29 protein-coding genes are annotated in these 25,448 nt (G+C 35.7%); 12 read left to right on the top strand and 17 right to left on the bottom strand.

Translation table 11 applies throughout. The annotated features are described in order from the left end of the window. Positions 1-244 precede the first annotated feature (244 nt). Positions 245-1,900 carry a Na/Pi cotransporter family protein gene (locus ACUXVC_RS04080; RefSeq protein WP_050842626.1) on the top strand — a complete coding sequence of 552 codons (1,656 nt, stop codon included), beginning with the start codon at positions 245-247 and terminating at the stop codon, positions 1,898-1,900. Between the two features lie 36 nt (positions 1,901-1,936). Here ACUXVC_RS04080 and ACUXVC_RS04075 read toward each other — a convergent pair whose 3' ends face one another. Next, the gene (locus ACUXVC_RS04075; protein ID WP_088115227.1) at positions 1,937-2,932 is read right to left on the bottom strand and encodes a YhdH/YhfP family quinone oxidoreductase; all 996 of its coding nucleotides are present in this window, start codon (positions 2,930-2,932) and stop codon (positions 1,937-1,939) included. Positions 2,933-3,246: 314 nt separating this feature from the next. On the opposite strand from ACUXVC_RS04075, the gene ACUXVC_RS04070 reads away from it, so the two are divergent. Together ACUXVC_RS04070 and ACUXVC_RS04065 are read left to right on the top strand one after the other, a co-directional pair. After that, positions 3,247-4,446, top strand: a complete 1,200-nt coding sequence (locus tag ACUXVC_RS04070; RefSeq protein ID WP_095691588.1) for an LCP family protein — start codon at positions 3,247-3,249, stop codon at positions 4,444-4,446. A gap of 148 nt (positions 4,447-4,594) precedes the next feature. Further along, positions 4,595-5,035 (top strand): hypothetical protein, encoded by a 441-nt coding sequence (locus tag ACUXVC_RS04065; RefSeq protein ID WP_000642361.1) that lies wholly within the window; start codon positions 4,595-4,597, stop codon positions 5,033-5,035. Positions 5,036-5,104: 69 nt separating this feature from the next. Here the strand turns inward: ACUXVC_RS04065 and ACUXVC_RS04060 are convergent, their stop codons facing one another. The 13 genes from ACUXVC_RS04060 to ACUXVC_RS04000 form a co-directional block, all read right to left on the bottom strand. Further along, complete coding sequence (locus ACUXVC_RS04060; RefSeq protein WP_000060742.1) at positions 5,105-5,869, bottom strand: sulfite exporter TauE/SafE family protein; 765 nt, start codon at positions 5,867-5,869, stop codon at positions 5,105-5,107. A gap of 33 nt (positions 5,870-5,902) precedes the next feature. Next, positions 5,903-6,382 carry a DsrE/DsrF/DrsH-like family protein gene (locus ACUXVC_RS04055; RefSeq protein WP_000437741.1) on the bottom strand — a complete coding sequence of 160 codons (480 nt, stop codon included), beginning with the start codon at positions 6,380-6,382 and terminating at the stop codon, positions 5,903-5,905. Between the two features lie 56 nt (positions 6,383-6,438). After that, on the bottom strand, positions 6,439-6,735 hold the full coding sequence (locus tag ACUXVC_RS04050) for a rhodanese-like domain-containing protein (protein ID WP_063535704.1): 297 nt from the start codon (positions 6,733-6,735) through the stop codon (positions 6,439-6,441). A 14-nt stretch (positions 6,736-6,749) separates the two neighbouring features. Continuing rightward, positions 6,750-7,109 (bottom strand): rhodanese-like domain-containing protein, encoded by a 360-nt coding sequence (locus tag ACUXVC_RS04045; protein WP_064532576.1) that lies wholly within the window; start codon positions 7,107-7,109, stop codon positions 6,750-6,752. Positions 7,110-7,146: 37 nt separating this feature from the next. Then, the gene (locus ACUXVC_RS04040) at positions 7,147-7,377 is read right to left on the bottom strand and encodes a sulfurtransferase TusA family protein (RefSeq protein ID WP_016513699.1); all 231 of its coding nucleotides are present in this window, start codon (positions 7,375-7,377) and stop codon (positions 7,147-7,149) included. 22 nt (positions 7,378-7,399) lie between these two features. Then, the gene (locus ACUXVC_RS04035; protein WP_098126294.1) at positions 7,400-8,536 is read right to left on the bottom strand and encodes an MBL fold metallo-hydrolase; all 1,137 of its coding nucleotides are present in this window, start codon (positions 8,534-8,536) and stop codon (positions 7,400-7,402) included. A gap of 38 nt (positions 8,537-8,574) precedes the next feature. After that, positions 8,575-9,135 carry a sulfurtransferase TusA family protein gene (locus ACUXVC_RS04030; protein WP_095691377.1) on the bottom strand — a complete coding sequence of 187 codons (561 nt, stop codon included), beginning with the start codon at positions 9,133-9,135 and terminating at the stop codon, positions 8,575-8,577. Positions 9,136-9,223: 88 nt separating this feature from the next. Next, positions 9,224-9,487: a metal-sensitive transcriptional regulator gene (locus ACUXVC_RS04025; protein WP_000456206.1), complete on the bottom strand. Its 264-nt coding sequence runs from the start codon at positions 9,485-9,487 to the stop codon at positions 9,224-9,226. A 184-nt stretch (positions 9,488-9,671) separates the two neighbouring features. Continuing rightward, on the bottom strand, positions 9,672-11,336 hold the full coding sequence (gene cdr / locus ACUXVC_RS04020) for a CoA-disulfide reductase (protein ID WP_446025926.1): 1,665 nt from the start codon (positions 11,334-11,336) through the stop codon (positions 9,672-9,674). A 363-nt stretch (positions 11,337-11,699) separates the two neighbouring features. Continuing rightward, entirely contained in the window at positions 11,700-12,668 is a 969-nt protein-coding gene (locus tag ACUXVC_RS04015) for a trypsin-like serine peptidase (RefSeq protein ID WP_095691379.1), read from the bottom strand. A gap of 174 nt (positions 12,669-12,842) precedes the next feature. Beyond that, positions 12,843-14,114: a neutral/alkaline non-lysosomal ceramidase N-terminal domain-containing protein gene (locus ACUXVC_RS04010; protein WP_446025925.1), complete on the bottom strand. Its 1,272-nt coding sequence runs from the start codon at positions 14,112-14,114 to the stop codon at positions 12,843-12,845. A 107-nt stretch (positions 14,115-14,221) separates the two neighbouring features. After that, positions 14,222-15,640, bottom strand: a complete 1,419-nt coding sequence (gene spoVR / locus ACUXVC_RS04005) for a stage V sporulation protein SpoVR (RefSeq protein ID WP_048564410.1) — start codon at positions 15,638-15,640, stop codon at positions 14,222-14,224. Between the two features lie 114 nt (positions 15,641-15,754). Further along, the gene (locus ACUXVC_RS04000; protein WP_000214821.1) at positions 15,755-16,315 is read right to left on the bottom strand and encodes a nitroreductase family protein; all 561 of its coding nucleotides are present in this window, start codon (positions 16,313-16,315) and stop codon (positions 15,755-15,757) included. 238 nt (positions 16,316-16,553) lie between these two features. Here ACUXVC_RS04000 and ACUXVC_RS03995 point away from each other — a divergent pair, with 238 nt between their 5' ends. From ACUXVC_RS03995 to ACUXVC_RS03955, 9 genes are all read left to right on the top strand, one after another. Beyond that, positions 16,554-17,150 carry a hypothetical protein gene (locus ACUXVC_RS03995; RefSeq protein ID WP_141241115.1) on the top strand — a complete coding sequence of 199 codons (597 nt, stop codon included), beginning with the start codon at positions 16,554-16,556 and terminating at the stop codon, positions 17,148-17,150. 124 nt (positions 17,151-17,274) lie between these two features. Beyond that, positions 17,275-18,780 (top strand): spore germination protein, encoded by a 1,506-nt coding sequence (locus ACUXVC_RS03990; protein WP_095691383.1) that lies wholly within the window; start codon positions 17,275-17,277, stop codon positions 18,778-18,780. Continuing rightward, entirely contained in the window at positions 18,777-19,859 is a 1,083-nt protein-coding gene (gerYC, locus tag ACUXVC_RS03985; protein ID WP_095691384.1) for a spore germination protein GerYC, read from the top strand. Before ACUXVC_RS03990 ends, gerYC begins: the two co-directional genes overlap by 4 nt. Positions 19,860-19,871: 12 nt before the next feature. Further along, entirely contained in the window at positions 19,872-20,981 is a 1,110-nt protein-coding gene (locus tag ACUXVC_RS03980) for a GerAB/ArcD/ProY family transporter (RefSeq protein ID WP_095691385.1), read from the top strand. A 45-nt stretch (positions 20,982-21,026) separates the two neighbouring features. Then, positions 21,027-21,539, top strand: a complete 513-nt coding sequence (locus ACUXVC_RS03975) for a PCYCGC domain-containing protein (RefSeq protein WP_098975938.1) — start codon at positions 21,027-21,029, stop codon at positions 21,537-21,539. Positions 21,540-21,659: 120 nt separating this feature from the next. Continuing rightward, positions 21,660-21,908 (top strand): YhdB family protein, encoded by a 249-nt coding sequence (locus ACUXVC_RS03970; RefSeq protein WP_001195459.1) that lies wholly within the window; start codon positions 21,660-21,662, stop codon positions 21,906-21,908. Positions 21,909-22,072: 164 nt separating this feature from the next. After that, on the top strand, positions 22,073-22,492 hold the full coding sequence (locus ACUXVC_RS03965; RefSeq protein ID WP_000532261.1) for a disulfide formation protein C: 420 nt from the start codon (positions 22,073-22,075) through the stop codon (positions 22,490-22,492). 12 nt (positions 22,493-22,504) lie between these two features. Beyond that, positions 22,505-22,963: a thioredoxin family protein gene (locus ACUXVC_RS03960; protein ID WP_090978455.1), complete on the top strand. Its 459-nt coding sequence runs from the start codon at positions 22,505-22,507 to the stop codon at positions 22,961-22,963. A 72-nt stretch (positions 22,964-23,035) separates the two neighbouring features. Then, positions 23,036-23,251: a DUF1540 domain-containing protein gene (locus ACUXVC_RS03955; protein ID WP_029441668.1), complete on the top strand. Its 216-nt coding sequence runs from the start codon at positions 23,036-23,038 to the stop codon at positions 23,249-23,251. 33 nt (positions 23,252-23,284) lie between these two features. Here the strand turns inward: ACUXVC_RS03955 and ACUXVC_RS03950 are convergent, their stop codons facing one another. From ACUXVC_RS03950 to ACUXVC_RS03940, 3 genes are all read right to left on the bottom strand, one after another. After that, positions 23,285-23,536 carry a hypothetical protein gene (locus ACUXVC_RS03950; RefSeq protein ID WP_000834195.1) on the bottom strand — a complete coding sequence of 84 codons (252 nt, stop codon included), beginning with the start codon at positions 23,534-23,536 and terminating at the stop codon, positions 23,285-23,287. Positions 23,537-23,639: 103 nt separating this feature from the next. After that, a complete protein-coding gene (locus ACUXVC_RS03945; protein WP_000831960.1) occupies positions 23,640-24,401 on the bottom strand; it encodes a L,D-transpeptidase in 762 nt (253 codons plus the stop codon). Between the two features lie 66 nt (positions 24,402-24,467). Next, complete coding sequence (locus ACUXVC_RS03940) at positions 24,468-25,334, bottom strand: SDR family oxidoreductase (protein ID WP_053565202.1); 867 nt, start codon at positions 25,332-25,334, stop codon at positions 24,468-24,470. Between the last annotated feature and the right edge of the window lie 114 nt (positions 25,335-25,448).

Here is a 25,448-nt window from a genome sequence, read left to right as displayed (position 1 = left end):
CGATGAACTCGCAGACGCTTTCCTTGATATTCAACTGAACAACATTATTCTAAAAAGTGTGATTTCTTTACAAAATTAAGATTTATACAAGATGAAAACCAATAAAATACAGCTGTTTCTTTAAGGGATTGTAAACTTTTCTTCCCTTTGTAAATTTAGTGTAAATTTTACTAGCAAACCGTTTACAGTGACTCAAGGTTCAGTTAATAATTACATCGTACATGAAATTTAAGGAGTGGAATGCGTGGAATATAATGTTCAAGATATGATCTTCCAGTTCATTGGTGGATTAGGTATTTTCTTATTCGGGATTAAATACATGGGCGATGGACTGCAACAAGCAGCTGGAGATCGTCTTCGCGATATTCTAGATCGTTTTACAACAAACCCACTTATGGGTGTACTAGCAGGTATGTTAGTTACTGTATTAATCCAATCCAGTTCAGGAACAACCGCTTTAACAGTCGGACTTGTAAGTGCCGGATTTATGACATTAAGACAAGCAATCGGTGTTATTATGGGTGCAAACATCGGTACGACAGTTACTGCATTTATTATCGGAATTAAAATCGGAGAATATGCTCTCCCAGTTATGGCAGTTGGAGCAATCTTACTATTCTTCTTTAAAAATAAAAAAGTACATTCTGTAGGTCAAGTTGTATTCGGTTTTGGTATGTTATTCTTCGGTTTAGAATTAATGAGTGCAGGTATGAAACCTCTTCGTTCTTTAGAATCATTCCAAGAATTAACAGTGAGCATGAGTGATAATCCAATTTTAGGAATTGTTGTCGGTACAGTCTTTACTTTAATTGTACAAAGTTCAAGCGCAACAATCGGTATTTTACAAGAACTATTCGGTCAAGGTGCAATCGATTTACAAGCAGCTCTTCCTGTATTATTCGGTGATAACATCGGTACAACAATTACAGCTGTATTAGCAGCGATCGGTACTTCAATTGCAGCAAGACGTGCAGCATTAGTTCACGTTATCTTTAATATTATCGGTACAATTATCTTTACCATTTTATTAGTACCATTTACAAGTTTAATTCAATATTTCCAAACATCATTAAACTTGAATCCAGAAATGACTATTGCATTTGCACACGGAACATTTAACGTAACAAATACAATTATTCAATTTCCGTTCATTGCAGTTTTAGCATGGATCGTAACAAAAATTATTCGTGGTGAAGATGCAGCGATTGACTTCAAGCCACAACATTTAAATCCAATCTTTATTGAACAATCTCCAGCCATCGCTTTAACTGAAGCTCAAAAAGAGATTATCCGTATGGCTGAGTTTTCATTACATGGATTAAAAGAAGCAAATCAATTTTTAAATACACAAGACAAAAAACACGCAAACATGGCTACTCAATTAGAAGGAGCTATTAACAATTTAGATAAAAAAATTACCGAGTATTTAGTTTTACTATCAGAAAAGCCACTTTCACCTACGGATTCTGAAAAACATTCTGTTTTAGCAGGTGTTGTTGGAGATATTGAACGTGTCGGTGATCATGTAGAAAACCTTGTAGAACTTGTAGATTTCCAAATTTCAAACCGTGTTTCACTATCAGACGAAGCATTAACTGAATTAAACGAAATGCTAGAATTAACGATTTCAACACTGCAAGACTCAGTTGAAGCTTTAACAAACTTCGATACTGAACTAGCTCAAACTGTTATTGCAAAAGAACGCAAAATCGACCAAATGGAACGTGTTCTTCGTAAACGTCACGTATTACGTCTAAACGAACGCAGCTGTTCAGGTGATGCAAGTATCATCTTCGTCGATATGGTAAGTAACTTAGAGCGCATTGGCGATCACGCTGTAAATATCGCTGACGGTGTTTTAGGCGAACAAGGAAAAATCAATTTAAAACAATCATTATAATAAGAAAGAGATGCTAACTTAAGCGTCTCTTTCTTATTATATTTTAACAACTGTTCTTCCTTTTAACTTTCCTTGCAATATAAGTGCAAACTTCTTCTCTAATTCTTCTAATGTACATTCTTCTGTATAAGATAGTAATTCTTTATTTCCCCATTCTTTCGCTAAAAGCGTCCAAACATCTCTTCTCACATCTACTGGGCATTGCACGGAATCTATCCCTAAAAGGCTTATACCTCGTAAAATAAACGGATATACGGTAGTTTGTAGTTCCTGGCCTGCCACATTACCACATGTCGTTACACAACCACCATACTTTACTGTTTTTAAAGCTGTTTCTAACATATGTCCACCTACAGTATCGATAACTCCCGCGTATATCCCTTTTAACATCGGTCTTCCTGATTCATCATTCAATTCCGCGCGATGAATCACTTTTTTCGCGCCTAGACGTAGTAGCATTTCTTTCTCTTCCATTTTTCCTGTCGCTCCTACTACGTTAAACCCTAACTTACTTAATATACTAACAGCTACACTCCCTACGCCGCCTGTAGCACCCGTTACTAAAACATCTCCCATACTAGGCTTGATTCCTGCTCCAATAAGCTTATATACCGACAAAGCAGCAGTAAAACCTGCTGTCCCATACATCATACTTTCCTTTAATGACAGTCCTTCTGGTAAAGGCACGACCCAAGACGATGGCACGCGAATATATTCTCCGAAACCACCAGAGGTATTCATACCTAAGTCATATCCCGTTACAATAACTCGATCTCCTACCTTAAAAGAGTTATCTTCACTACTCACAACTTCTCCTGCAGCATCAATTCCCGGCGTATGAGGATATGTTCTCGTAACACCTTTATTACCAGTAGCTGAAAGGGCATCTTTATAATTTAATGAAGAATAATGAACTTGTATGAATACGTCTCCCTCAGGTAAACTACTTACTTCTCTCTCAACAACTTTTCTTACAAACTGATGATTTTCCGTTTCGTTCACAACGATTGCTCGGAATGATGTATGATTCATTATGCTCTCTCCTTTATCCGTCAAATTCTTCTTTATTATATAGAAGAAATAAGTAAACTTACTCATTTCTTCTTGGCTATATTTCAACAAATCTTACTTCCCTATCATTTTCTCATAATATATATTTTCATTTCTACTAAAAGCCCTTATACTTATTCTACATCTGACAAATAATATATAGAAAATCTGACTTTTTATAAATAAATTGAATTTTTACGAAATGTAAATGATTTGTAATGTTTTTTTTCGCTAAATTTCATTATAATAAGTGGATATGAGTGTCGTATTTCAATCCAAATGAAGGAGTACAAGAAATGGAGCAAAACCCATCTTTGCAAGAAAATACACGCAGTAACCCGAAAAAAAATAAGAAAAAAATAAAAATTATTATAAGCGCTATACTATTTGTTTTATTAATAGGCGGCGGTTATACTTGGTTTTTAGTAAATAAAGCATCTTCTGCTGTTCGAAATGCCGCACACGATTTAGCACGCGGTGATAAATCTGATTTACGGGATAAAGCTGTAAAACCTATTACGAACAATGTCTCTGTTTTAATAATGGGTGTTGATGAAAGCGATGTCCGGGGAAAAGAATATGGTGACGCTATAAGAACAGATGCGCTTTTACTTGCAACTTTTAATAAAGATAGCAAAACTGTTAAACTATTAAGTATCCCACGTGACACATATACTTATATCCCAATAGAAAAGAAAAAAGATAAAATTACACACGCTCATGCATTCGGTTCTGCTAAAAACGGAAAAAATGGTGGACCACAAGCAAGCATTGATGCAGTTGAAAAATTAATGAATGTTCCTGTCGATTATTTTGTGAAATTTAACTTTAAATCATTTATAAAAATCGTCGATGACTTGGGCGGTGTTGAAGTTGATGTACCAGTTGAATTTACTGAGCAAGATAGCAATGATAATGCTGAGGCTATTCACCTAGAAAAAGGTGTTCAAAAGTTAAATGGCGAAGAAGCTCTTGCTCTTGCTAGAACAAGACACATCGATAGTGATGCAATGCGTGGACAACGTCAACAACTCGTTATCGAGGCTATTTTAAAGAAACTAACAAGTGTTGGTTCTGTAACAAAAGTTGGCAACATCATTGATGATATTAACGGACAATTCGTTACAAACTTAACATTTGATGATATGCTTTCATTCTATAAATATGGATCAGATTCGGAAATTGAGAAATTACAAATCCAAGGTGATGATTGCTATATGGCAAAAGGTGACGATACTTGTAGCAAATCTGCTGGTGGTGGTCGAACTTACTACTACAATCCAGATAAAAAAGAATTAGCTAATGTTACAAATGAACTTCGTACTCATCTTGGGCTACCTGCATATACAAAGGCTGACTCAGACTCTGATTCGAAAAAGACAAAAGAATCTAAGTCTGAAAATTCAAGTGAACGCGAATCAAATAACAATGAAGTGAAAAATAAGAACAAAAATAGCAGTGAAGATACAGAAACATCGTCTAACGACAATGAATAGTAAAGAAGCAGTACTCTATGGAGGTAGAGTACTGCTTCTTTTTATTTCTTCAGAATCAAAAATCAGAACTTTCTAACTATCTTTTTTAATATTTTTAAATTATAATAAATAGTAGCAATCTATTCCAATTATCAGGGGGCTCATACATATGAAAGCTGCAGTAAAACATAACATCTCAGATTTTAAAGACTACTTAAAATCCAACGATATATACATGGAAGAAAATATAGATGAAAATGATGGCTCTGTTCATTTTTCAGTAGGATTAGAGACAGAAGCTGGCGCAAAAATTCAACTTATCGCTGCTTTCCAAAACGAACATCCTACGGTAGATATATACTGCTTCAATGTTGCTCACGTGCCTGATGCAACATCAACAAATGATATTTTACATGTTATTAATGAATTAAACACATCTTATCGCTTTGCAAAATTCACATTAAACAAGCAAAATGCAATTGATATTTCAGCATCTCTTGCATTCTCAGAACCAAACTTTAATCCAGCACTTGTCTTTGAACATACGAGAATGCTATATAAATTAGCAAATGACGAATATAAAAACTTAATGAAAGTTATTTGGGCATAAAGTAAAACTATAATCCGTTAGGTTTACGGGCAATAAATAAAAGGATGGGCTGTAAGCAGCACCATCCTTTTATTTTGATATCATATCGATCCACATTTTAACAGCAGTGCCTACAATTAAAGTGGACAATACATATTGCAGTACTTTTTGATTTAGCCTCTTCCCGACTCGTGCTCCAAGTGGCGCAGCAAATATACTGGCAACCGCAATAATTAGAGCTGGAATGATAACTACTTGCCCAGTAATCACTTTTCCTGTAGTAATCCCTATTGAGGAAATAAACGTAATAGCGATAGATGTCGCGATCGTCATGCGCAGTGGTAATTTTAAAATAACTAGCATAATGGGAACTAAAAGGAACGAACCTCCAGCTCCTATAATGCCTGAAGCTCCCCCTACAACGAACGCTAACAAGCTTGCTAACCATTTATTATACTTCACATCTCCACTATTATTTTGTTTCGGTACAAACATCATAATAGCTGCAATTGTAGCTAATGCTGCATAAACAACATTGACTGTATGTTCCTCTAATATGTTAGCACCGAAACTCCCTATGAAGCTTCCTATTAATATACTAGCTCCCATATACATAACTAACGTTTTATTCATGTCATTACTTTTCCGGTATGCCCACGCGCCTGCAAAAGTTGCAAAGAATACTTGTACCGCTGTAATACCGCTCACTTCATGTGACGTATAGCCAGTAAATCCTAGCAATACTGGAATGTATAAGATCATCGGATAATTAATAATCGCGCCACCAATCCCAACCATTCCTGATATAAACGATCCTATAAACCCAATTATAAAAAGTAATACGACTAAGCTCATCTTACATCCCCCGCCTTCTAAAAAGAAGGTGATTTAAATGAATAAGTTTACATTCCCATCCGAAGCATCTGCTAAATATGCCCCTACACCTGCAAACTCTACCCCTTCCATAATCTCTTCCTCTTTTAACCCTAATAAATCTACTGTCATTTGACAAGCTACAAGTTTAATTCCTTGTTCTTTCGCCAAATCAATTAAATCTGGCAAAGGCATTGCGTTATGTTTTTTCATAATGCCTTTAATCATCTTCGGCCCCATGCCAGCAAAATTCATTTTGGATAATCCCATCTTATCAGCACCGCGTGGCATCATTTTTCCAAATACTTTTTCTATAAATGTTTTCTTTACATTCACATGTTCATCTTTCCTTAAAGCATTTAATCCCCAGAAAGTATGAAAAATAGTTACCTCTTGATCATACGCCGCTGCGCCATTTGCAATAATATAAGCAGCCATCGCTTTATCGTAATCTCCGCTAAACAACACGATTGTCGTTTTCTTCTGTTGTTCCATATTGTTCTCCCTCCAATTACCTATAGGGGTATTATTTTTATAAAAATTGTTTCTCCCTATTCTACTTTTCCTTCCCAAGCTAACATACCACCTACCACATTGATTACTTGAAAACCGTAACTTTCTAAAAATTGAACAGCTCTTGCACTTCTCCCGCCTGAACGACAAACGATAATATATTCCTGATTTTTATTTAATTCATGCATACGAAACTCTAATAGTCCTAGTGGAATATTACATGCTTCTGGAATTCTCCCTTCTGCTACTTCTTCTACTTCACGGACATCTACGATATTTACTGCTTCTTTACGTAACAATTTTTCTTCTAATTCTTTTGCTGTCATTTCTTTCATTTTAAAGTCCCTCCTCACAAAGCATTCATACCACCTGAAACGTTTATTACTTGCTGAAACCCTAGTTTTTTCAACATCTTTGCAGCTTGCTTACTTCTCATTCCACTTTGGCAAATAACGATTACTTCCATATTTTTATCTAACTGACCTGCTCTACTAGCTAACTCATTTAACGGGATATTCTGAAATCCTTTCATATGATTTCCTCTATATTCACCTACTGTACGAACATCGATAAGTTGTTTCCCCTTTTTTTCCACTATATTCTTTAATTCTTTTCCACTGATATTTTGCACACCTTTCACTGGTAAAAATCGTGAAATAACAAACCATGCAGCAAGTACAATGAAAAGCGTACTTACTATTGTGTTCATATAACCACCCTCTCTGCATTTATAACAACATTTTTTCCTACGCCTTCTTAATCCAAAATTTCAGCACATCAGCTTCTTCTACATGCTTTACGATGTCATGACCACCTTTATTTGCCCACGCTGGAATATCCTTAACTGATCCTTTATCCGTTACATGTACTTCTAACACTTCTCCAGTTTGCAAAGTATCCATCGCTTTCTTCGTTCTTACAATCGGCATTGGACATGCTAAACCTTTCGCATCTAATACTTGTTTTATATTCATCATCAATTCCTCCAATTTGTTATTTTTATAATGACTCATGCACTGCACAACGATTTGGGCCAATCTCCATTTCACGCTCTTCTTCCACACTCGGATGAATTTTCCCCATATTCGTTTGACGAATTTCTTCATATGCATTTGGCTGAGGTGGTAAATTCTCTGTCACAGTTTTACGAAACTCCACTTCATCAGCAATATTTAATCCTACATTCTCTTTAAATAGATCTTGTAAGCTCGCACTCACAACGCCTCTTTCATCCATTTCACTTATTTTTGAATAATGAGCTGGTAAAACAATTAAATCTTGAGACAGTTCCTTATACAGTGTATATAACGTATTTCTTAAATCACTCACCCAATCTTCAGCCTTACCAGCAAGATCAGGACGCCCAATTGAATCTACAAATAAAATATCGCCTGATAATAAATAAGAATCATCTACAATAAATGACGTACTTCCAATCGTATGCCCTGGTGAGTATAATGCGTCAATTACAATTTTAGTACCCCCCACCGTAATAACAGATCCTTCAACAAGCGGTTCGTATGAGAAAACGACTTCCTCTGCATCTTTTGGCGGTAACCAATACGTACCACCTACCTTTTCAGCTAACTTACGTCCTCCGGAAATATGGTCTGCATGTAAATGTGTATCCATTACATTCGTAATCGTAACGCCATGCTCTTTCGCAAACTCCTCATATGCTTCAACCGTTCTTACTGCATCAATAACTGCTGCTTCACCATTAGAAACAACCATATAAGATAAACAGCCTTTTCCAAGACGATTAAATTGATATATACTTCCTCCGCCCTGTACATCCCCTACTTTTAACGGCTTCACATATTCACTCCAAGCTTTCATGCCACCAGCTAAATAATAAATATTTTGTAATCCAACCTCTGTTAATTGCTCTGCCACAAATATAGAAGATCCTTCTTTTGCACATACTACTAAAACATCTTTATCTTTAGGTAATTCACTTACAATATGATCTACACCATCTAACAAATCAAAATAAGGTTTATTAATAGAAGAAACTTGCTTCCCTTCAATTTTCCAATCTTCATAATCCGTCTCATTACGAACATCTAAAATGAATAACTCTCCGAATAAAACTTTCTCTGCAACATCTTTTGCTTGTAACATCTTAATGTCCATTTAATTACCCCCATAGGTATATTTTTGTTTAAAAAATTTTATTTCTCCACGTTTCCTTGCCACCCTAACATACCAGGAATGACATTTTTCACATTTAAATAACCTTTCTCATTCAACATTTGGCAAGCTACATCACTACGGTTACCAGTTCGGCAAATAACATAAATTTGCTTCGTCTCATCTAACACTGCGCTGTCTAATTCACCTAATGGTACCGAAATGGCGGATGGAATATGGCCAAAAGCAAATTCCGCTGCTTCGCGAACATCTAATACAATGCTCTCTTCTCCATGAGACAATATAGACTGTAATTCTGCATTCGTAATTGTATGAGGATATTTCACAACTTCATTCACTTCAGGCTCGTTTGCTTTCCTAACATAATGCACCAATACATCCCCCTCTTGTTTCGTCCCGATATATTGATGTCCTACTTTACTCGCCCAACTTTTTATATCTACCGTAGATCCTTTATCTGTTGCCTTAACTTCAATCACTTGCCCTGGTGCCAATCCTTCTATCGCCTTCTTCGTTTTCACAATAGGCATCGGACAAGCCAAACCTTTACAATCTAAACTCATATCCACTTTTATACTCATAATCGATTCCTCCACAATTCATATACATATACCTGTAGGGGTATATTAAAATGTTTTTGAAAATCTGTCAACACTTACGTTTGACAGATTATCGGCTTTTTACAAGTAATTGAACAGCTTCTTTAATTAACTCTTCATTTGAACCATTACCACTTTCAAACTGTTCACGCAAACACTGCTCTAAATTCGTTCCAACAACGAGTCCAATTGTACGATCAAGTGCAGAACGAGATGCTGTTAACTGTGTAATAACTTCTCGGCAATCTTTTCCTTCTTCCATCATACGAAGCACACCACGAACTTGACCTTCAATACGTTTCAATCTATTTTTCATATCTTGATTATATTCCATTCTATAATCACCTCATTACCATTATGTCACCATTTATAACCTATGACAATATATTATACCCTATAGGGTATTTTGTAAACCCCTATTTTTAATTTTTGTCTTATATGTTCGCAAACCAAAAAATAAAACCTTAATCTATAGGTTTTCATCTTCCACTAAATCTTGAAGTAGAAGATGAAAAATATCAATATACAACACGTTCTGGCAATACTGTCCCATACAACTTAAAACCACCATCTACATTCTTTACCTTATATCCCTTTTCGATTAACATACGCGCTGCAACATACCCTCTCATACCAAGTTGGCAAGTGATATATATTTCTTTGTCCATTGGTACTTCATCCAATCGATCACGTAATTCATCTAATGGAATATTAATAGAGCCTTTAATCATTCCCTGTTTTAGTTCATTAGGTTCTCGAACATCAATAAGGTACCCACCATTTTCAACAATGTGATCTATTTCATGCCATTGCACTGTGTCCACAAAACCATCTACTATATTACTTGCAGCATACCCCACCATGTTTACTGGATCTTTTGCAGAAGAATACGGCGGGGCATATGATAATTCTAAATCTGGTAAATCGATTACAGTTAAATTTGCCTTCATTGCCGTTGCAATAACATCGATACGCTTATCTACTCCATCACGCCCTAAAGCCTGTGCTCCGTAAATTTTTCCGCTTTCTTTATTAAAGATTAATTTTATTAGCACTGGCGTAGCATTCGGATAGTATCCCGCATGAGAATTTGCCTGTACATGTACTACCTCATAGGGTATATTTAATCGTTTTAATATTTTCTCATTTACTCCAGTCGAAGCAACTGTTAAATCAAAAACTTTAGCCACAGAAGTTCCCATCGTACCTTTATATAAAGACTCCGTATGACCATGAATAATATCTGCTAACATGCGACCTTGACGATTAGCTGGCCACGCTAAAGGAATCATCGTTTCTGTTTCTGTAACAAAATCTTTCACTTCAATCGCATCACCAATTGCATATACATATGGGTCAGATGTTTGAAATTTCTCATTTACCTTTATCGTTCCTCTAACTCCTAATGCTAATCCTGCATCTTTCGCTAAACTACTCTCTGGTTGTACACCAATTGCTAAAATAATCATATCTGTTTTTATAAGTGAGCCACTTTTTAAACGTACAACAGTCCCATTCTCTTCTAACGCATCTACACCATCTTCAAAAACAAGCTCAACATTGTGCACCTTCATATGCTCATGTACATATGCCGCCATTTCGTAATCAATTGGTGGCATCACTTGATTTGCCATCTCTACAAGAGTAACTTCAATCCCACGTTCTCTTAAATTCTCAACCATTTCCACTCCAATAAATCCACCACCAATAACCGTCGCATGACGTGGTTTCTTCTCATCAATATACGCTTTTATACGATCTGTATCAGGTACATTTCGTAACGTAAACAACGCCTTTGCTTCTTCAATGCCCGGAATAGGTGGAACAATTGGTTTCGCCCCTGGTGAAAGAATCAAAACATCATATTCCTCGTTATATGTTTTACCTGTAGTTACATTCTTTATAGTAATTGTTTTCTCTTCTTTATTAATCTTTACCACTTCACTCAATACACGTATATCTAAATTAAAACGCTTTGACATCCTTTCAACAGTTTGTACTAATAACTTTTGTCTTTCTGTAATAACACCGCCAATATAATATGGCAATCCACAATTTGCAAATGAAATATATTCACCGCGCTCAACCATAATAATTTGATCTTCTTCACTTAAACGACGAAGCCTTGCAGCTACTGATGCCCCGCCGGCAACTCCGCCTACTACAACTATTTTTCTGGACATATTTTAAACCTCCATATTATTTAATTTTCTCATGTACCACAAAACCTATACCTGTATGGGTATATGATAGAGTATAAAAAATTTAATTTCAATCAATATGTCTTTCTTTCACAAATTTGAAACAAAAAAAGAACTTAGATATTTCCAAGTTCTTTTTCATATAGCTCTGTTCTATAACTTTCTTTACTATTACATCAATACCTAAAAATGGTGTAGTATGAGGGCATACTTGTTTTAGATAACTGAACTACACCTACATTTAAATTTCCAAACTCAATAGTTTCACTTGAAGTTAAATATATTTCGCTTAAAATTCTTAAATACCAAAGTCTAAAAAAATGAATCCAAATGGATTTACTATATTTATTCAGACCATCTTTTAATATTATTAAACACATTGTCTGTTATCCGATTTCCAAAATTCATATTTTTATTCCCTCTTGTATGAATGGCTATTATTTTGATACCTGTATCAAAATAATGATATACAGGTGATCCACTTTGCCCTTCATAAGTATCAATCTTGTATGTTAGTCTGCTAGGATTAACACCTTCAATTGGACCATAATCTCTCCACATTGTGTAACGTTCATTTCCTATTTTATCAGCTGGATATCCAGGAATCACCGCAAGTAAACCTTTTGGTGATTCTACATAGGTAGTTCTATATCCAAACCAACCTGTATAATCTCCTGGAGACCCATTTAATTTAATCGTTCCATAATCATAATTTGAATTTTCGTTATCAGTCCATCCACTTACCGAGTAAAGTTTTGTTCCTTTATAAGGTAAATACGGTGCTTGTCCTCCATTACGTCCTGGAGTTACAATAACATTTGTTGCCCATCCACCAATTTCTTTATTGTAAATACAATGTCCAGCTGTCAGCACTGTATCTGTACTAATTAGTGCTCCTGTACATCCATAAATTTCTCCACTATTATACTGAGTTGCTATATGGACTACGGCACTATACGGATAGGAAGTTGTATCATTAACCCGTATTCGATCATCTATTCCTATAACAGAATAGGTAAGAATGTTAGGTGAATAATTTAACTTCGTATTTTCTAAGAAGGCTCCCCAATCTTCCCTACCATGTTTACGCCCTTCAAATGAAGGCGAAACAAGATCTTCTTCCCTTCGATCATTACTATACAAAGATTGTTCTTGAAAAAGTACACGTTCTCCCTCATTTGAAACTGATGTCCACGGTACATCTTCTGCATACACCTTTTGATTCACCAAAAATACTATACCAAAAAAGATAAAAAGAACACCAAAACTATAAAGAGCCAACCTACATCTTATAGAAATAAAGCTATACACCATAACTTACCTCCTATACAAATGATAGCGAACAATTGAAGATCCCTTTATAAATTCTAGTTTTTCTTTTTTTAAAAGTCAACGTAATTAATAATGATAATCATTATTAATTACGTTGACTTAACAAAATCACACAATTAGTCACATTCTTTACTCTGCGTTCAAAATTCTGTCTCATTAAAGTTTCACCTTATTACATAAATCCATAACCTTCTTCACAATCAACTCCGCAGTATTCTCTCCCGGTGGCATTAACAAATTTGTAACTGTTCCATACACAATAGGACTTAATTCTACTTCATATCCGCCATATGCATATTCGTCTTTTGTGGGTAAATAACCAAGATATCCGTTCATATATCCACCAAAGAAAATTAATTCATTTTGAAGGATTTCTTTCATTTCTAGGGCAGTTTCTGAAAATGGTTCCATCGGTATGCCAGAGAAAATCCCATCATTAACTTGAAACAGTTGCACTTCTAAACCAATACTTAACCGCCGAATACCCTGCCTATATTTCTCTAAAACGATAGTAAGCCATTCGTCCGTATTCACGCCCCACTGCTTCTCAGCTAATCGAGCCATGCTTCGTATCTCATCAATTTCAGGAATATCATTCAACTTCATTTGCATCATACTCGAAACTGTCCTTAGTTTTACAATTGGACTATATGTAACTGTTGGTAACATCGTTAATACATGTCCACTAAGTATGTAAGCCATTTGTTTTAACGCTTCCCTTGAACCGCGATATTTCGCAGTCACATTTCCAGCGGCACCTTGAACGATAATAACAGGGCAGTTCACTATCTGCTCTAGAATCTCTCTCGTCATTCCAGGATAATCCGCTGATAATTCATCACTATCACCTTTTAAAACATTCGGATGCGCAGTACAAAATACTAAAACCCCAGATAACTCCTTCGTTTCAGCATCTCTTATTGCTAACATACCAATTCGTTTATCTACAACACCATCTATATTTGTTCCCATCTTCGCTTTTCCATCAGATGTTCTCTCTCTTCGATTGACCCCAATATCACCTGTCGTAACACTCCAGCCAACTTCACATCGCTTCAAGTTTTTATTAGCAGTAACAGCACCATGCACTACATTATTTACTAAAATCGTTTTATACGACTTTACTAAAGGATGATCACCGACTGTTTCCGGCCCAGAGTGTGTATGTGTATAAACAACAGTTATTCGCTCAAATGGCACATGAACCTCACTCGCTACTCGTTCACGAATCATATTCGTATCTTCTACTAGCATCCCAATATTATCAATACTTATAAACACAGTCTTCATTTCATCTTTTTCAAATACAAAAACTGTCCCATAAATACGCTCTTCAATATTATTTATTCCTGTCTCTCTATGATATCCGACAAAATCAATACCTACAGGCGGCGTAATATCAACCTTACATACCCCTATTTTGCTCATTTGAATCGCTCCATTTCTCTATGTAACTCCCTTTTTTCAAGAATAGCATATTTAACTTGGTTCCAAATAAAAAGAACGGACACAGTATCCTATGTCCGTTCTTCCCCTCACACATACTTCCGATGCACCATCTTCCCATCATAAGAAAACACAACGCCCTTACTCTCCACAATGGACTCCATATGCACCGTTCTTCCCCATAGCTGATGAAGATATGGTAATACTTTTTCTAAGTATTTTAAATCGAGCTCGATTCCTTCGTAACTATGTTTAATGTATAATTCTCCGTTCTTTAAGTAGTCTCCATCTTCTACTACTAAGTACGGGAACCCACCATTTGTCCGCATATTTACGAGTTGATCACGCACATTCTCCCATTCTTTATCTATTACTTTATATTCTTTTCCTTGGCGCTGGAATAAGTACATATCTTCTCGCATAACAAGATCTTTATTTAAGTAGTTTCTTAGGAACGATACGTCCCATTCAATTTCGCGTACTTCAAACATTTTATCACGGCCAGATCCTGGTTTTACGCCTCGTCGCTTCATTTCTTCAGTCGGATTGTTGTACCGTTCTTCAATATCTTCAAACATTTTAATACCGAGGTAGTATGGATTAATGCTTGTTTTTGATGGCTGTACAACACCTGCATTTAATTTCGCAAATTCAATTGCTTCATCAGATGTTAAGTCCATTTCACGAAGTATGCGTTGATGCCAGTAGGACGCCCAGCCTTCGTTCATGATTTTCGTTTCAAGCTGCGGCCAAAAATATAACATTTCTTCGCGCATCATCGTTAATATATCACGCTGCCAATCTTCTAACTCACGGCTATATTCTTCAATAAAGAGAAGTAAATCTTTCTCTGGTTGTGGTGGAATTTTCTTCTTTTTACGCACATTTGAACGTTCCTGCTTTTTATTGCGATTATCTAAATTCCATAAATCATCGTATTGCGAAACCTTTTTCTTTTCTACTTCGTCCTCTTCTAAATCATCAATACTCCATGCGAGCTTCGGACGCATAAGCGACGGATCAATATGCTCTTGAATGGCAAGTACGGCATCTAAAAATGTTTCTACCTCTGCTTTTCCGTACTTATGCTCATACGCTTTCACACGGTCCGCTGTTGCCGCCATACTCTCTACCATATCTCGCTTCGTATTTGAAAAACGAATATTATTTTTGAAGAAATCACAGTGTGCTAAAACGTGCGCGACAATTAATTTGTTTTGAATTAAAGAGTTCGTATCTAATAAAAAGGCGTAACATGGATCAGAGTTAATAACGAGTTCGTATATTTTACTAAGTCCCAAATCGTATTGTAATTTCATTCTGAAAAATTGTTTTCCAAAACTCCAATGTGAAAACCTTGTCGGCATCCCATATGCACCAAATGTATAAATAATTTCCGCTGGACATATTTCATAACGCATCGGATAAAAATCAAGCCCAAATCCAGTCGCAATTTCCGTAATTTCCGCAATCGCATATTGCAGTGCTTTATCGTCACTTGCTCTCATTATTTTCCCTCCTTACACTTTCCCTTAAGAAAGTGTATGATGAAAAACAAGCTTTCATGAGGATTGATTGCATAATAAAAAGACACCCCCGCAAAAACGAGAATGTCTCATCTATTAACCTTCAATAATCTCCATCTTCTCCGTAATCGGAGTACGAGCTTTTCCTTCTGGCGCTTTATCGAAATAGCCGATATGAAGAATTCCAACGATACGTTGTCCTCTTGTTAAACCGATTCCTTCTATAAATAATGGATTGTAGTTTAATCCGCCTGATTTCCAAACGCAACCTAATCCGCGTTCCCAAGCAAGAAGTTGGAAGTTTTGCATAAATGCACATGTTGCAGCGTAATCTTCATCACGTTGAATTTGACGCGGATCTTCATTCATATATACAACGATTTGTGCAGGCGTGCTTAAGAAACGATCTGATAAAATTTTACCGCGTTTCGCTCTTTCTTCTTCTGTGAAAGAGTTTAATACTGCATCTACTAATTTCTTGCGGCCTTCTCCGATGTATAGTTTACAATTCCATGGTTCACGGTGCTTATGATTTGGTGCCCATGTTGCATCGTTTAATAGTTCAATTAATAGATCTTTTTCTACTGCTTTGTCTGTAAATGTACGAACAGAGCGCCTTTCTTTAATCACATTAGCGATGGAAGTATATGTAGTCATATTTATCTCTCCCTTATTTTTATCTATATGTATAATTTTATCTTCATTATTGATATTGATTTTCAATTTCGATTATACCTTAGTTTTTTACTATTAATCAATGTTTTATGTTGGAAAACTTCTAAAAACGTCATTCCATGCTGTGAATAAAAAAACTTAACTTGTTCACAAGTATTTCACATTTTATGGAAATGATATGTGTACAGTTTTCCACACTATCCATCTAGGAGGAGTTTATATGTACAAAAAAATCGCGGTAAGTATGACTATGGCAGCATTATTATGCGGAGCAATTATCTTCCCGGCTTCCGCTGCCACACCGAAAGAAGTAACAATGCATCACCATAAACCAATTTCAGAAGAAGAAATGCAGTCGCTAGAAAAGCTCGGCTATAACAAACATGAAATTTGGAAAGCTGCTCACATTGCAAGAATGAGTAAAAAAGAAATAAAAGACGTTTTAGCTTACTATAAACAAAATAACTCTTGGGAGAAAACAGCAAAGCATTTCGGTGTAGATCCTAGTAAATTGAAAAAGCATCATATGAATAAAGAAACGAAAAAAGCACTACTGCAAGAATTAGCAAATATGCAAAAATCTACACCAGATGGACTAAAACAAAAAATGAAAGAATATAATATCGGATTACGTCAGCTCACGGTATTAACAATCATCTCTCAAAAGAGTAATACCCCTCTTGATGATGTACTAAAAATGAAAAAAGACGGTATGGATATTAAACAAATCGCGGAAAAATTAAATGTTAAAAGAGAAGATATACGAGCAGAGATGATTAAATTAGTGAAGTCTATTAAAGAGAAGAAAACAAATTAACACGCAAAAAAGGAAGAGGTATTCACTGCTCTTCCTTTTCTTTATGAACTTTCAACTTTGAAGTATAAATTCCCGTCTTTCCCAAAAACTAACATAAACAAATGATGTAGTAAGGGGGGAGAAAATGTTTCGTTTATCGTCTAAAAAGAAGAAAAAAACAATCTGTTCCATTCCAGAGTTTATCCTCACTATGAAAGAATCTAGTGATTTCGTTTCCTATAACATCGTAGAAGATGGGACACTATGTTTGTTTTATTATAAATCTACAGCTGAATCACTCCTCATTAATCGATTCATTTTAACACCTGTAAAAAGAGAATTAGATCGCATTGAAAATATAAGTGACATAGCAAATATTGTTACACTCGAAGGGATCATCACCAATCCTTCTATTGATGATATTCGTGAAAAATTATTAGTTGGGTATGTACTCATACAGATAAAAAACGATTCTCAAGCAGCAGAATATGCACTTATTCGTGCTGAAAGTTCAGTTTTAGGTACACGATTATATAACGATACCGAAAATGAATATAGTGTAATCGGTCCAAAAGTCGGATTTGTTGAAAATATTGATACAAATACACACTTACTTCGCCGAAATATAGTAACAGAACAATTGGTTTTCAAAGAAGTTATAGTTGGCTCTATATCAAAAACAAAGGTGATAGTTGCTTACATCGAAGGCATTACAAATGAACAACACATCAATACTGCAATGCAGCGCTTACAAGATGTTGACTTTGATGTTCCTTTTGATGCAACTATGATCGAACAGTTTATTAGCGATAATAGTAACTCACCCTTCCCTGTTTTACTACCTACAGAGCGGTTAGACCGCTCTGTGTACGCATTACTGAATGGAGGCGTTGTTATTTTAACAGACGGTTCACCTTACGCATTAGCTGGACCAGCGACGTTACTTGATTTCTTCGTCTCGCCAGAAGATTATTATTTACCATGGATAGCAGGCTCATTTCTTCGAATGGTTCGCTTTTTCGGAGCAGCATTCTCACTATTTTCATCAGCTATTTATACAGCTGTATTAACGTATCACTATCAAATGATTCCTGTGGATTTACTAGGCCCGATTATTTTTTCAAGAGCTAATGTACCCTTTCCGCCCATTTTAGAAGCACTTTTTTTAGAAATCACAATCGAATTGCTCCGTGAAGCTGGAGCACGATTACCTACAAAAGTTGGACAAACAATCGGCATCGTTGGCGGGATTGTAATCGGTCAAGCATCTGTTCAAGCTGCTTTAACGAGTAACATTTTATTAATTGCAGTTGCTTTATCAGCACTCGCTTCTTTTACAACACCAACTGTAAAAATGTCTTCTACTATCCGGATACTACGATTTCCACTTATTCTTTTAGCTGGTGCATTTGGGGGCTTAGGTCTTATTGTAGGATTCGTACTCATATTAGCTCATTTAATTCGCTTAAAATCACTTGGATCACCTTATTTATTACCTCTATATCCATTTCGCGGTTTAGGGACAGCAGAAGGACTCCTTCGCCTTCCATTTAGTCAAACTGCAGAACGCGCTTCTTTCCTAAGGCCCAAAAAGAAATGGCGCTATGACCCGAACAAAGCGAAAGAAAAACACGACGGTGAGGAAAAATGAAAAATATTTTATTATGCTTTTCCATTATCATTTTAATTGTTCAATCTGGTTGTACAGAAGCATATATAGTTGATACACAGCGAATGATTCACGTAGGTGGATTCGATATAATAAAAGATAAAAAATTTCGCGGAACCATTTTATATCCCGATTACACAAAGGGCGTACAATCTAAACCAGAAACTCAATCAACGCATGCAGGTACAATTGAAACAATCTCTTCCCTTCTAAACGCCAAATCTCCACATACGATCGCTGTAGGTCAAATGCGTGTTGTCCTATTTGGAAAAGCATTTGGTGAACATGGACTTGGAGATGTTATTAACAACTTACAACGTGATCCTAACATTGGCCGTGATGTGCAGCTAGCACTTGTAGATGGTTCAGCAGAAGAATTACTGAAACATGTCAGAATAAATGGATCACTTTATTTATCTGATTTATTGGAGCAAAATATAAAAAACGAGACAATCCCGCGGACAGCTTTAAATATTTTTTTATATAACTTCTATTCATCTGGATGCGATCCATTTCTTCCTTACATTCAAGTATCAGAAGACAAATCTGCTTCCATTAAAGGACTAGCTTTTTTAAAAAAGGATAAAGTGGCTATGTATACAGATAAAGCAGGATCTTTTTTATTTAAATTGCTCATTAATCCAACGAAAAATGGCCGTTACGAAGTCCCAATACGTCAAGGTAAACATAAAGGCTTAGTCACAACCCAAAACTTATCTGGAGATAGTGTTTGTTCCCTTTCCAACCCCGGTGACATTCCGAAAGTTCACATTCGCCTAAAATTAAATGGACTTATAAAAAATGCCCCTGACTGGCTTGATTTATCAAAGAGTAAAAATGTAACTTACGTAAAAAAACATGTAGAAAAAACGCTTGAGAAGGATTTAAACGAATTAATAAAACAATTCCAAGAAAAAGAAATTGATCCAATCGGTATACGTGAAGAAATTCGTAGTCACTCAAGAAAATGGAGCATGAAACAAATTCAAGATATGTATCCAAACGTAGACGTTGCCGTTAATGTAAAAATTAATATCGTACAATCTGGTATTGGAGAATAGTGAGGTGCTATCATGGCTGAACAAGATAAAACACATACTGTTTCCCCTTATTTCACATTCCTTCTATTACACTCCCTTCAAATTGGGGTAGGTGTGTTAGGATACCAAAGGATTATTGCGCAATATGCTGGGTATGATTCTTGGATTTCCCTTATCGTTGCGGGCATTGCAACTCATATCGTACTATTTTGCATGCTTAAAATGTTAGAAAAAGATAATGATTTAATGAATATTCATACGACATGTTTCGGAAAGTGGATTGGAAAATTTTTTTCCGTATGCTTTGCTGCATATCTTTTATTATTTTGCCTTACTGTTCTTCGTTCATATATTGAAGTGATTCAAGTTTGGGTCTTTCCTACAATTAAACCGTGGAAATTAACTTTACTATTTTTACTTGTAGCTTATTACATAATTAGGGGCGGGTTTCGTTCTGTAACAGGAATATGTTTTTGGGGCGTCATAATACCGATTTTCGTCCTGCTTTTCTTAGTTTTCCCAATGAAATATGCACATGTTCGTAACATTTTTCCAATTCTTACTCATTCACCTTTAGACATTTTAACTGCAGCGAAAGCATCTGCATTAGAATTTCTTGGATTTGAAGCAATCCTTGTCTTTTATCCATTTATTAGAAAAGGAAAATCGTTAAATAAATGGGCACATGGCGGTATTGCTTTTACAACAATTCTATACGTAATACTAGCCATCGTTTCCCTTATGTACTATAGTCAAGGGCAACTACACCATACCATTTGGCCAACATTAACGATGCTAAAAATCATTAAAGTTCCTTTCATCCAAAGGTTTGAGTACATTATTATTTTCTTATGGTATCTTATTATTTTACCTAATCTTTGTTTAACCATTTGGTCTTCTTGTTGCATTAGTAAAAGATCTTTTCACATACCGTTTAAAATCACACTTCCATTTTTTATCGCAGCTATTTTTATTTCATCCTTATTTTTCACAAACCGTGAAAGTATCAACACATTAAATACCGTACTATCTCAAGCGGGTTTATATATTGTATACGCTTATATCCCAATTTTATTTCTATTCCATTCGCTAATATGGCGCTTCAAAAATCAGTCAAAAAAATCTTCAACCGATACACCGTAATCTCTGATACAATTTGATTAATACATTTGTAAAGGGGACAAGCGAATGAAAAAGTATGTATTTTCTTTACTTGCAGTACTAAGCTTAATTCTTGCTGGATGCGGAAGTACTGGTACAAATGACCAAAAATCTTCTGAATCAAAAAAAGAAGAACATGACCACGCATCGCACACTCAGCAAGCTGACATTCAAGAGAAAACAAAAGGAGTCGACACACTTCCGACCTTCCTAGATAAGCTTGATCCACAAATGAAAGATATCTACACCGTCGCTGGACAAAATACAGAGCTATTACATTGGATTCCATGCTATTGTGGTTGCGGTGAAAGTGTAGGACATAAAAATAATAAAAACTGTTTTATCCGTGAAATTAAAAAAAATGGTGAAGTTGTTTGGGATTCCCACGCAACGACTTGCGTCAATTGCCTAGAAATCGCAGTTGAATCTGCTTCCATGAAACAAAAAGGAAAATCAACGCTGGAAATTCGTAACTATATCGATAATAAATATAAAGAAGGCTATGGTAAACCAACACCTACGCCAATGCCAAAAGCTTAAAAAACGAGGAAACTCCTCGTTTTTTCTTTTCATTCACTTTTTTTCTTAACAAATTCTTTCAAGTGTATTTCTCCTTACTTATCACACACTATATATAACTCTCGGTAAGGAGGGTACACAGTGCAAACATATAACGACTATGATAAAGCTCTCTATTACACGTATTGCTGTAATTGGGATAAATTACTCGTTCTCATGGTTCAAACGAACGATCAATTATTTTCTAAGCGTATTGAGCATTTTTTACACGCTTATCAATACAGTAAAGAACTCCCAGAAGTTGATAAACAATTGCAGCTCCTATTTCAATATATTGACCACGCATCCCAAAAGTCGCATGTAGAAGAAGTAGAACAAATTCAAATGTAAACTATAGCGCTATTCTCTTCCGGAGAATGGCGCTTTTTAAAATATTTATATCAATAAAAGTTTCTCCTTATAAAACTTTTATTGATAAACATATTTTTTCTTTCTTTTCCATACCACTTCATACTATAATTTAGTATGTAACTATTATAAGAGAGGTATAAAATATGGGACGAGAAAAAAAGCAAGAATATGCTTTACTTACCGCATGGGGAGCTTCTTTTATCGCTACACTAGGAAGTCTGTACTTTTCCGAAATCATGAAATTTGAGCCTTGTGTTCTTTGTTGGTATCAACGTATTTTTATGTATCCATTCGTTTTATGGCTCGGTATCGCTGTGGCAAAGAAAGACTATCGCATCGCAAATTATTCTTTACCAATCGCAACTATTGGTGCTTGTATTTCTTTATATCACTATGCAATTCAAAAAGTCGCAGCATTTTCAGCTGCTGGGGCAGCTTGTGGACGTGTACCATGTACGGGAGAATACATAAACTGGTTCGGCTTTGTGACAATCCCGTTTTTAGCACTTATCGGCTTTATTACAATCGCTGTTTGTAGCTTTATTGTCATCAAAAACAAATAAGGAGATGAAAGAATGAAAAAAATGCTCATATTTGGTGGTATTATTATCGCCTTGTTTGCGGCAATTTTCGCTGTAACACAAATGGAAGAAAAAACTACTACCAGCCAAAAAATGGAAGGAGGAAGTGCTACTGGTAGTCAAACAGATGGTCCTGACTACTACACAAATAAAATCTCTCTTTCAGATCTTCAAAAGAATTTAAAAGAGAAAAAAGAAGAAACAGTATACTTTTATCAAACATCTTGCGTTCATTGCCAAAAATTATCTCCTGTCGTAGTGCCAATGGCTAAAGACTTGAACGTTGATATGAAAGTTATGGATATTGAAAAATTAGATGCTCCTTGGGATGAATATAAAATTCAAGGTACACCAACAATCATTCATTTTAAAGATGGCAAAGAAGTGAGCCGTATTAGTGGTGAACAGCCGAAAGACAAATTAAAAGAATGGCTTGAGCAAACGAAAAAGTAACGAGAAAAGGAAACTCCTTCTACACATGAAATGGGCGTAAAATCCCACACTAATGTATAAGGAGGGGGTTTTATGCCAGAAGTAAGATGTTCTGTTTCCAACTGTTCTTTTTGGGGACAAGGTAACTTTTGTCAAGCAAGTGCGATCATCGTTCAGCCTGATGCAGATGAAACTGGTCAAACTGAAAATGATTCATATACAGCTGCTGTTTTAACAAACGAGACGCTAGAAAGTTCTGTAGCAACGAGTGTAGAGACTTGTTGTCATACATTTAGGCCTAAATATTAAACATAAAAAGCATACGATTCATCGTATGCTTTTTTACATCCCTCTCCAAAAATCATGCATAATAAAAAAGTACAAAATAACGAGAACAGCCGTCCCGCATAGGGTAATGCGCCGATATATACTCTTCTCTCCTTCCCTCGCTTTCACAAACGCCCAAATAAATCCGAAGAATAATATTAAATCAACATATGGAACATAAAAAGAAAAGACGAGAAACGCATATAAATACACGATAAATAAACAGGTCGTTACTAAGAAAACTTTAAACGCAAATTCACTTTTCATAATATAACCGCCCCCTATCTGTACTGTATTATATTCAGCAAAATACAATAGTTGCAGTTAAACTCCAAGTATAAATAAGCTACCGTCTATAATACGGTAGCCATTACGGAACATTGTATTTCCGTTTATATATATTACTTAAAATCGAAGAAGGAATTTGCTCGTAACGAATTTTCTCTCCTGTTTCATCTATAATATACGAATTGTTTCCTATATAATATATTCCATCTTTTCGTTTTGAGTACACCGGATATCTTTCATTTGGCAATACAGTTTTTACCTTTGTTAACTGTCCATTTGGTTCTTGCCAATATATATCCGCGCGGTCTACTAACGTAAGTATTCCAATTTGTTCTTTTTCTATTTTTCGACCATTCCAGCTCACAACGCGATAACCAAGCTTATTCGCTTCATATTCGGGGCTCGTATGAAAACGAGAAATGATTACTTTTGTTTGTAATTGTACCCGGTCATATAACCATTGTATATCCCTGTCATGCATGCGAATACAGCCATTTGATTCCCTACTTCCAATCGTCCATTCCCGGTTTGTCCCATGAATCGCATATTCATTCTTATCTAGCCCAAGCCATCTCGTACCAAGAGGGTTATTCGGTGCACCCCCAGCTATTTTTTTTCGATGGTATTCTTTATTTTTAAATTTCGTTATAATACAAAAATTACCTTCAGGCGTAGGTGTACGATCTCTTCCAGTCGTTACTGGAAATGTTTTTGTGTAATTTCCATTCTCAAAAAAAGACAACTGGTTTGTCGTAAGATTAACTAGTATTAAATGATCTGTATCAGCAAAAGCACTAACCGGTAGGAAGAAAAATAATAGTAAGACGAAACATACCCTTTTCACCTATATCCCCCCTAGCGCTCACCATAATAATTGTAATTAGCTTTACTTTGCTCTTATAAATGAAAACTATCCATTTACAATAACGCCCCCATTTACATGTATCATTTGTCCGGTAACATAAGAAGAATCACCAGACGCTAAATATACGTATGCCGGCGCTAACTCATATGGTTGACCAGGCCGTTGCATCGGGACATTGCTTCCAAACTGAGAGACTTTCTTCTCATCAAAGCTCGATGGAATAAGCGGTGTCCAAATCGGTCCCGGTGCAACACCATTTACACGAATCCCTTTTTGCACTAATGATTGAGAAAGTGATCTTGTAAACGCTACAATTGCTCCTTTCGTTGCGGAATAATCAATTAAAGTTTCATTTCCTTCGTATGCAACGATAGACGCGGTATTTATAATGACATCCCCTTGCTTTAAATGAGAAAGTGCGGCTTTCGCAACGTGAAAATAAGAAAAAATATTAATACGAAAAGTCTTTTCTAGCTGTTCTGCTGTAATATACTCTAGTCCTTGCTGCGGATATTGCTGCGCGACATTATTTACTAAAACCTGTAAACTACCTAGCTGCTGGACGGTCTCTTGAACAACATCTTTACAATGCTGTTCATCACTTAAATCACCCGGCAACAATACACACTTTACACCTTCTTTCTCAACATATTGCTTCGTCTCATTAGCATCTTCTTCCTCATCTAAATAAGCAATCGCAATATTTGCTCCCTCTTTCGCAAAAGCGATGGAAACAGCTCGTCCAATCCCACTATCTCCCCCTGTAATTAATACATTCTTTCCTTTTAACTTTTCGCTACCTTTATAATTTGAATCTTCAAACTGCGGAAGTGGATTCATTAATGATTCAATACCAGGCTGTTTATTTTGATGTTGCGCTGGCATTGTTACAAAGTTTTTTTGCTGTGGCATAGCTTCTTTCAACTCCTTTTCCTTATAATGTGCATAATAAAAACTGAAATTCACACATCAAGTTACGATTAATATTCGAATTTAAGACACAAAATATGAATTGTTGTAAACTTT

It is taken from the genome of Bacillus sp. N6 (assembly GCF_052805735.1).
Note: the sequence above shows the minus strand (reverse complement) of the source record. Positions and strands in the feature narration are given on the sequence as shown.

Bases quoted from the DNA above. Each gene is read 5' to 3' on its own strand.
- ACUXVC_RS04075 (WP_088115227.1), bottom strand. From the start codon at position 2,932: ATGAATCATACATCATTCCGAGCAATCGTTGTGAACGAAACGGAAAAT.
- ACUXVC_RS04070 (WP_095691588.1), top strand. From the start codon at position 3,247: ATGGAGCAAAACCCATCTTTGCAAGAAAATACACGCAGTAACCCGAAA.
- ACUXVC_RS04065 (WP_000642361.1), top strand. From the start codon at position 4,595: ATGAAAGCTGCAGTAAAACATAACATCTCAGATTTTAAAGACTACTTA.
- ACUXVC_RS04060 (WP_000060742.1), bottom strand. From the start codon at position 5,869: ATGAGCTTAGTCGTATTACTTTTTATAATTGGGTTTATAGGATCGTTT.
- ACUXVC_RS04055 (WP_000437741.1), bottom strand. From the start codon at position 6,382: ATGGAACAACAGAAGAAAACGACAATCGTGTTGTTTAGCGGAGATTAC.
- ACUXVC_RS04050 (WP_063535704.1), bottom strand. From the start codon at position 6,735: ATGAAAGAAATGACAGCAAAAGAATTAGAAGAAAAATTGTTACGTAAA.
- ACUXVC_RS04045 (WP_064532576.1), bottom strand. From the start codon at position 7,109: ATGAACACAATAGTAAGTACGCTTTTCATTGTACTTGCTGCATGGTTT.
- ACUXVC_RS04040 (WP_016513699.1), bottom strand. From the start codon at position 7,377: ATGATGAATATAAAACAAGTATTAGATGCGAAAGGTTTAGCATGTCCA.
- ACUXVC_RS04035 (WP_098126294.1), bottom strand. From the start codon at position 8,536: ATGGACATTAAGATGTTACAAGCAAAAGATGTTGCAGAGAAAGTTTTA.
- ACUXVC_RS04030 (WP_095691377.1), bottom strand. From the start codon at position 9,135: ATGAGTATAAAAGTGGATATGAGTTTAGATTGTAAAGGTTTGGCTTGT.
- ACUXVC_RS04025 (WP_000456206.1), bottom strand. From the start codon at position 9,487: ATGGAATATAATCAAGATATGAAAAATAGATTGAAACGTATTGAAGGT.
- cdr (WP_446025926.1), bottom strand. From the start codon at position 11,336: ATGTCCAGAAAAATAGTTGTAGTAGGCGGAGTTGCCGGCGGGGCATCA.
- ACUXVC_RS04015 (WP_095691379.1), bottom strand. From the start codon at position 12,668: ATGGTGTATAGCTTTATTTCTATAAGATGTAGGTTGGCTCTTTATAGT.
- ACUXVC_RS04010 (WP_446025925.1), bottom strand. From the start codon at position 14,114: ATGAGCAAAATAGGGGTATGTAAGGTTGATATTACGCCGCCTGTAGGT.
- spoVR (WP_048564410.1), bottom strand. From the start codon at position 15,640: ATGAGAGCAAGTGACGATAAAGCACTGCAATATGCGATTGCGGAAATT.
- ACUXVC_RS04000 (WP_000214821.1), bottom strand. From the start codon at position 16,315: ATGACTACATATACTTCCATCGCTAATGTGATTAAAGAAAGGCGCTCT.
- ACUXVC_RS03995 (WP_141241115.1), top strand. From the start codon at position 16,554: ATGTACAAAAAAATCGCGGTAAGTATGACTATGGCAGCATTATTATGC.
- ACUXVC_RS03990 (WP_095691383.1), top strand. From the start codon at position 17,275: ATGTTTCGTTTATCGTCTAAAAAGAAGAAAAAAACAATCTGTTCCATT.
- gerYC (WP_095691384.1), top strand. From the start codon at position 18,777: ATGAAAAATATTTTATTATGCTTTTCCATTATCATTTTAATTGTTCAA.
- ACUXVC_RS03980 (WP_095691385.1), top strand. From the start codon at position 19,872: ATGGCTGAACAAGATAAAACACATACTGTTTCCCCTTATTTCACATTC.
- ACUXVC_RS03975 (WP_098975938.1), top strand. From the start codon at position 21,027: ATGAAAAAGTATGTATTTTCTTTACTTGCAGTACTAAGCTTAATTCTT.
- ACUXVC_RS03965 (WP_000532261.1), top strand. From the start codon at position 22,073: ATGGGACGAGAAAAAAAGCAAGAATATGCTTTACTTACCGCATGGGGA.
- ACUXVC_RS03960 (WP_090978455.1), top strand. From the start codon at position 22,505: ATGAAAAAAATGCTCATATTTGGTGGTATTATTATCGCCTTGTTTGCG.
- ACUXVC_RS03955 (WP_029441668.1), top strand. From the start codon at position 23,036: ATGCCAGAAGTAAGATGTTCTGTTTCCAACTGTTCTTTTTGGGGACAA.
- ACUXVC_RS03950 (WP_000834195.1), bottom strand. From the start codon at position 23,536: ATGAAAAGTGAATTTGCGTTTAAAGTTTTCTTAGTAACGACCTGTTTA.
- ACUXVC_RS03940 (WP_053565202.1), bottom strand. From the start codon at position 25,334: ATGCCACAGCAAAAAAACTTTGTAACAATGCCAGCGCAACATCAAAAT.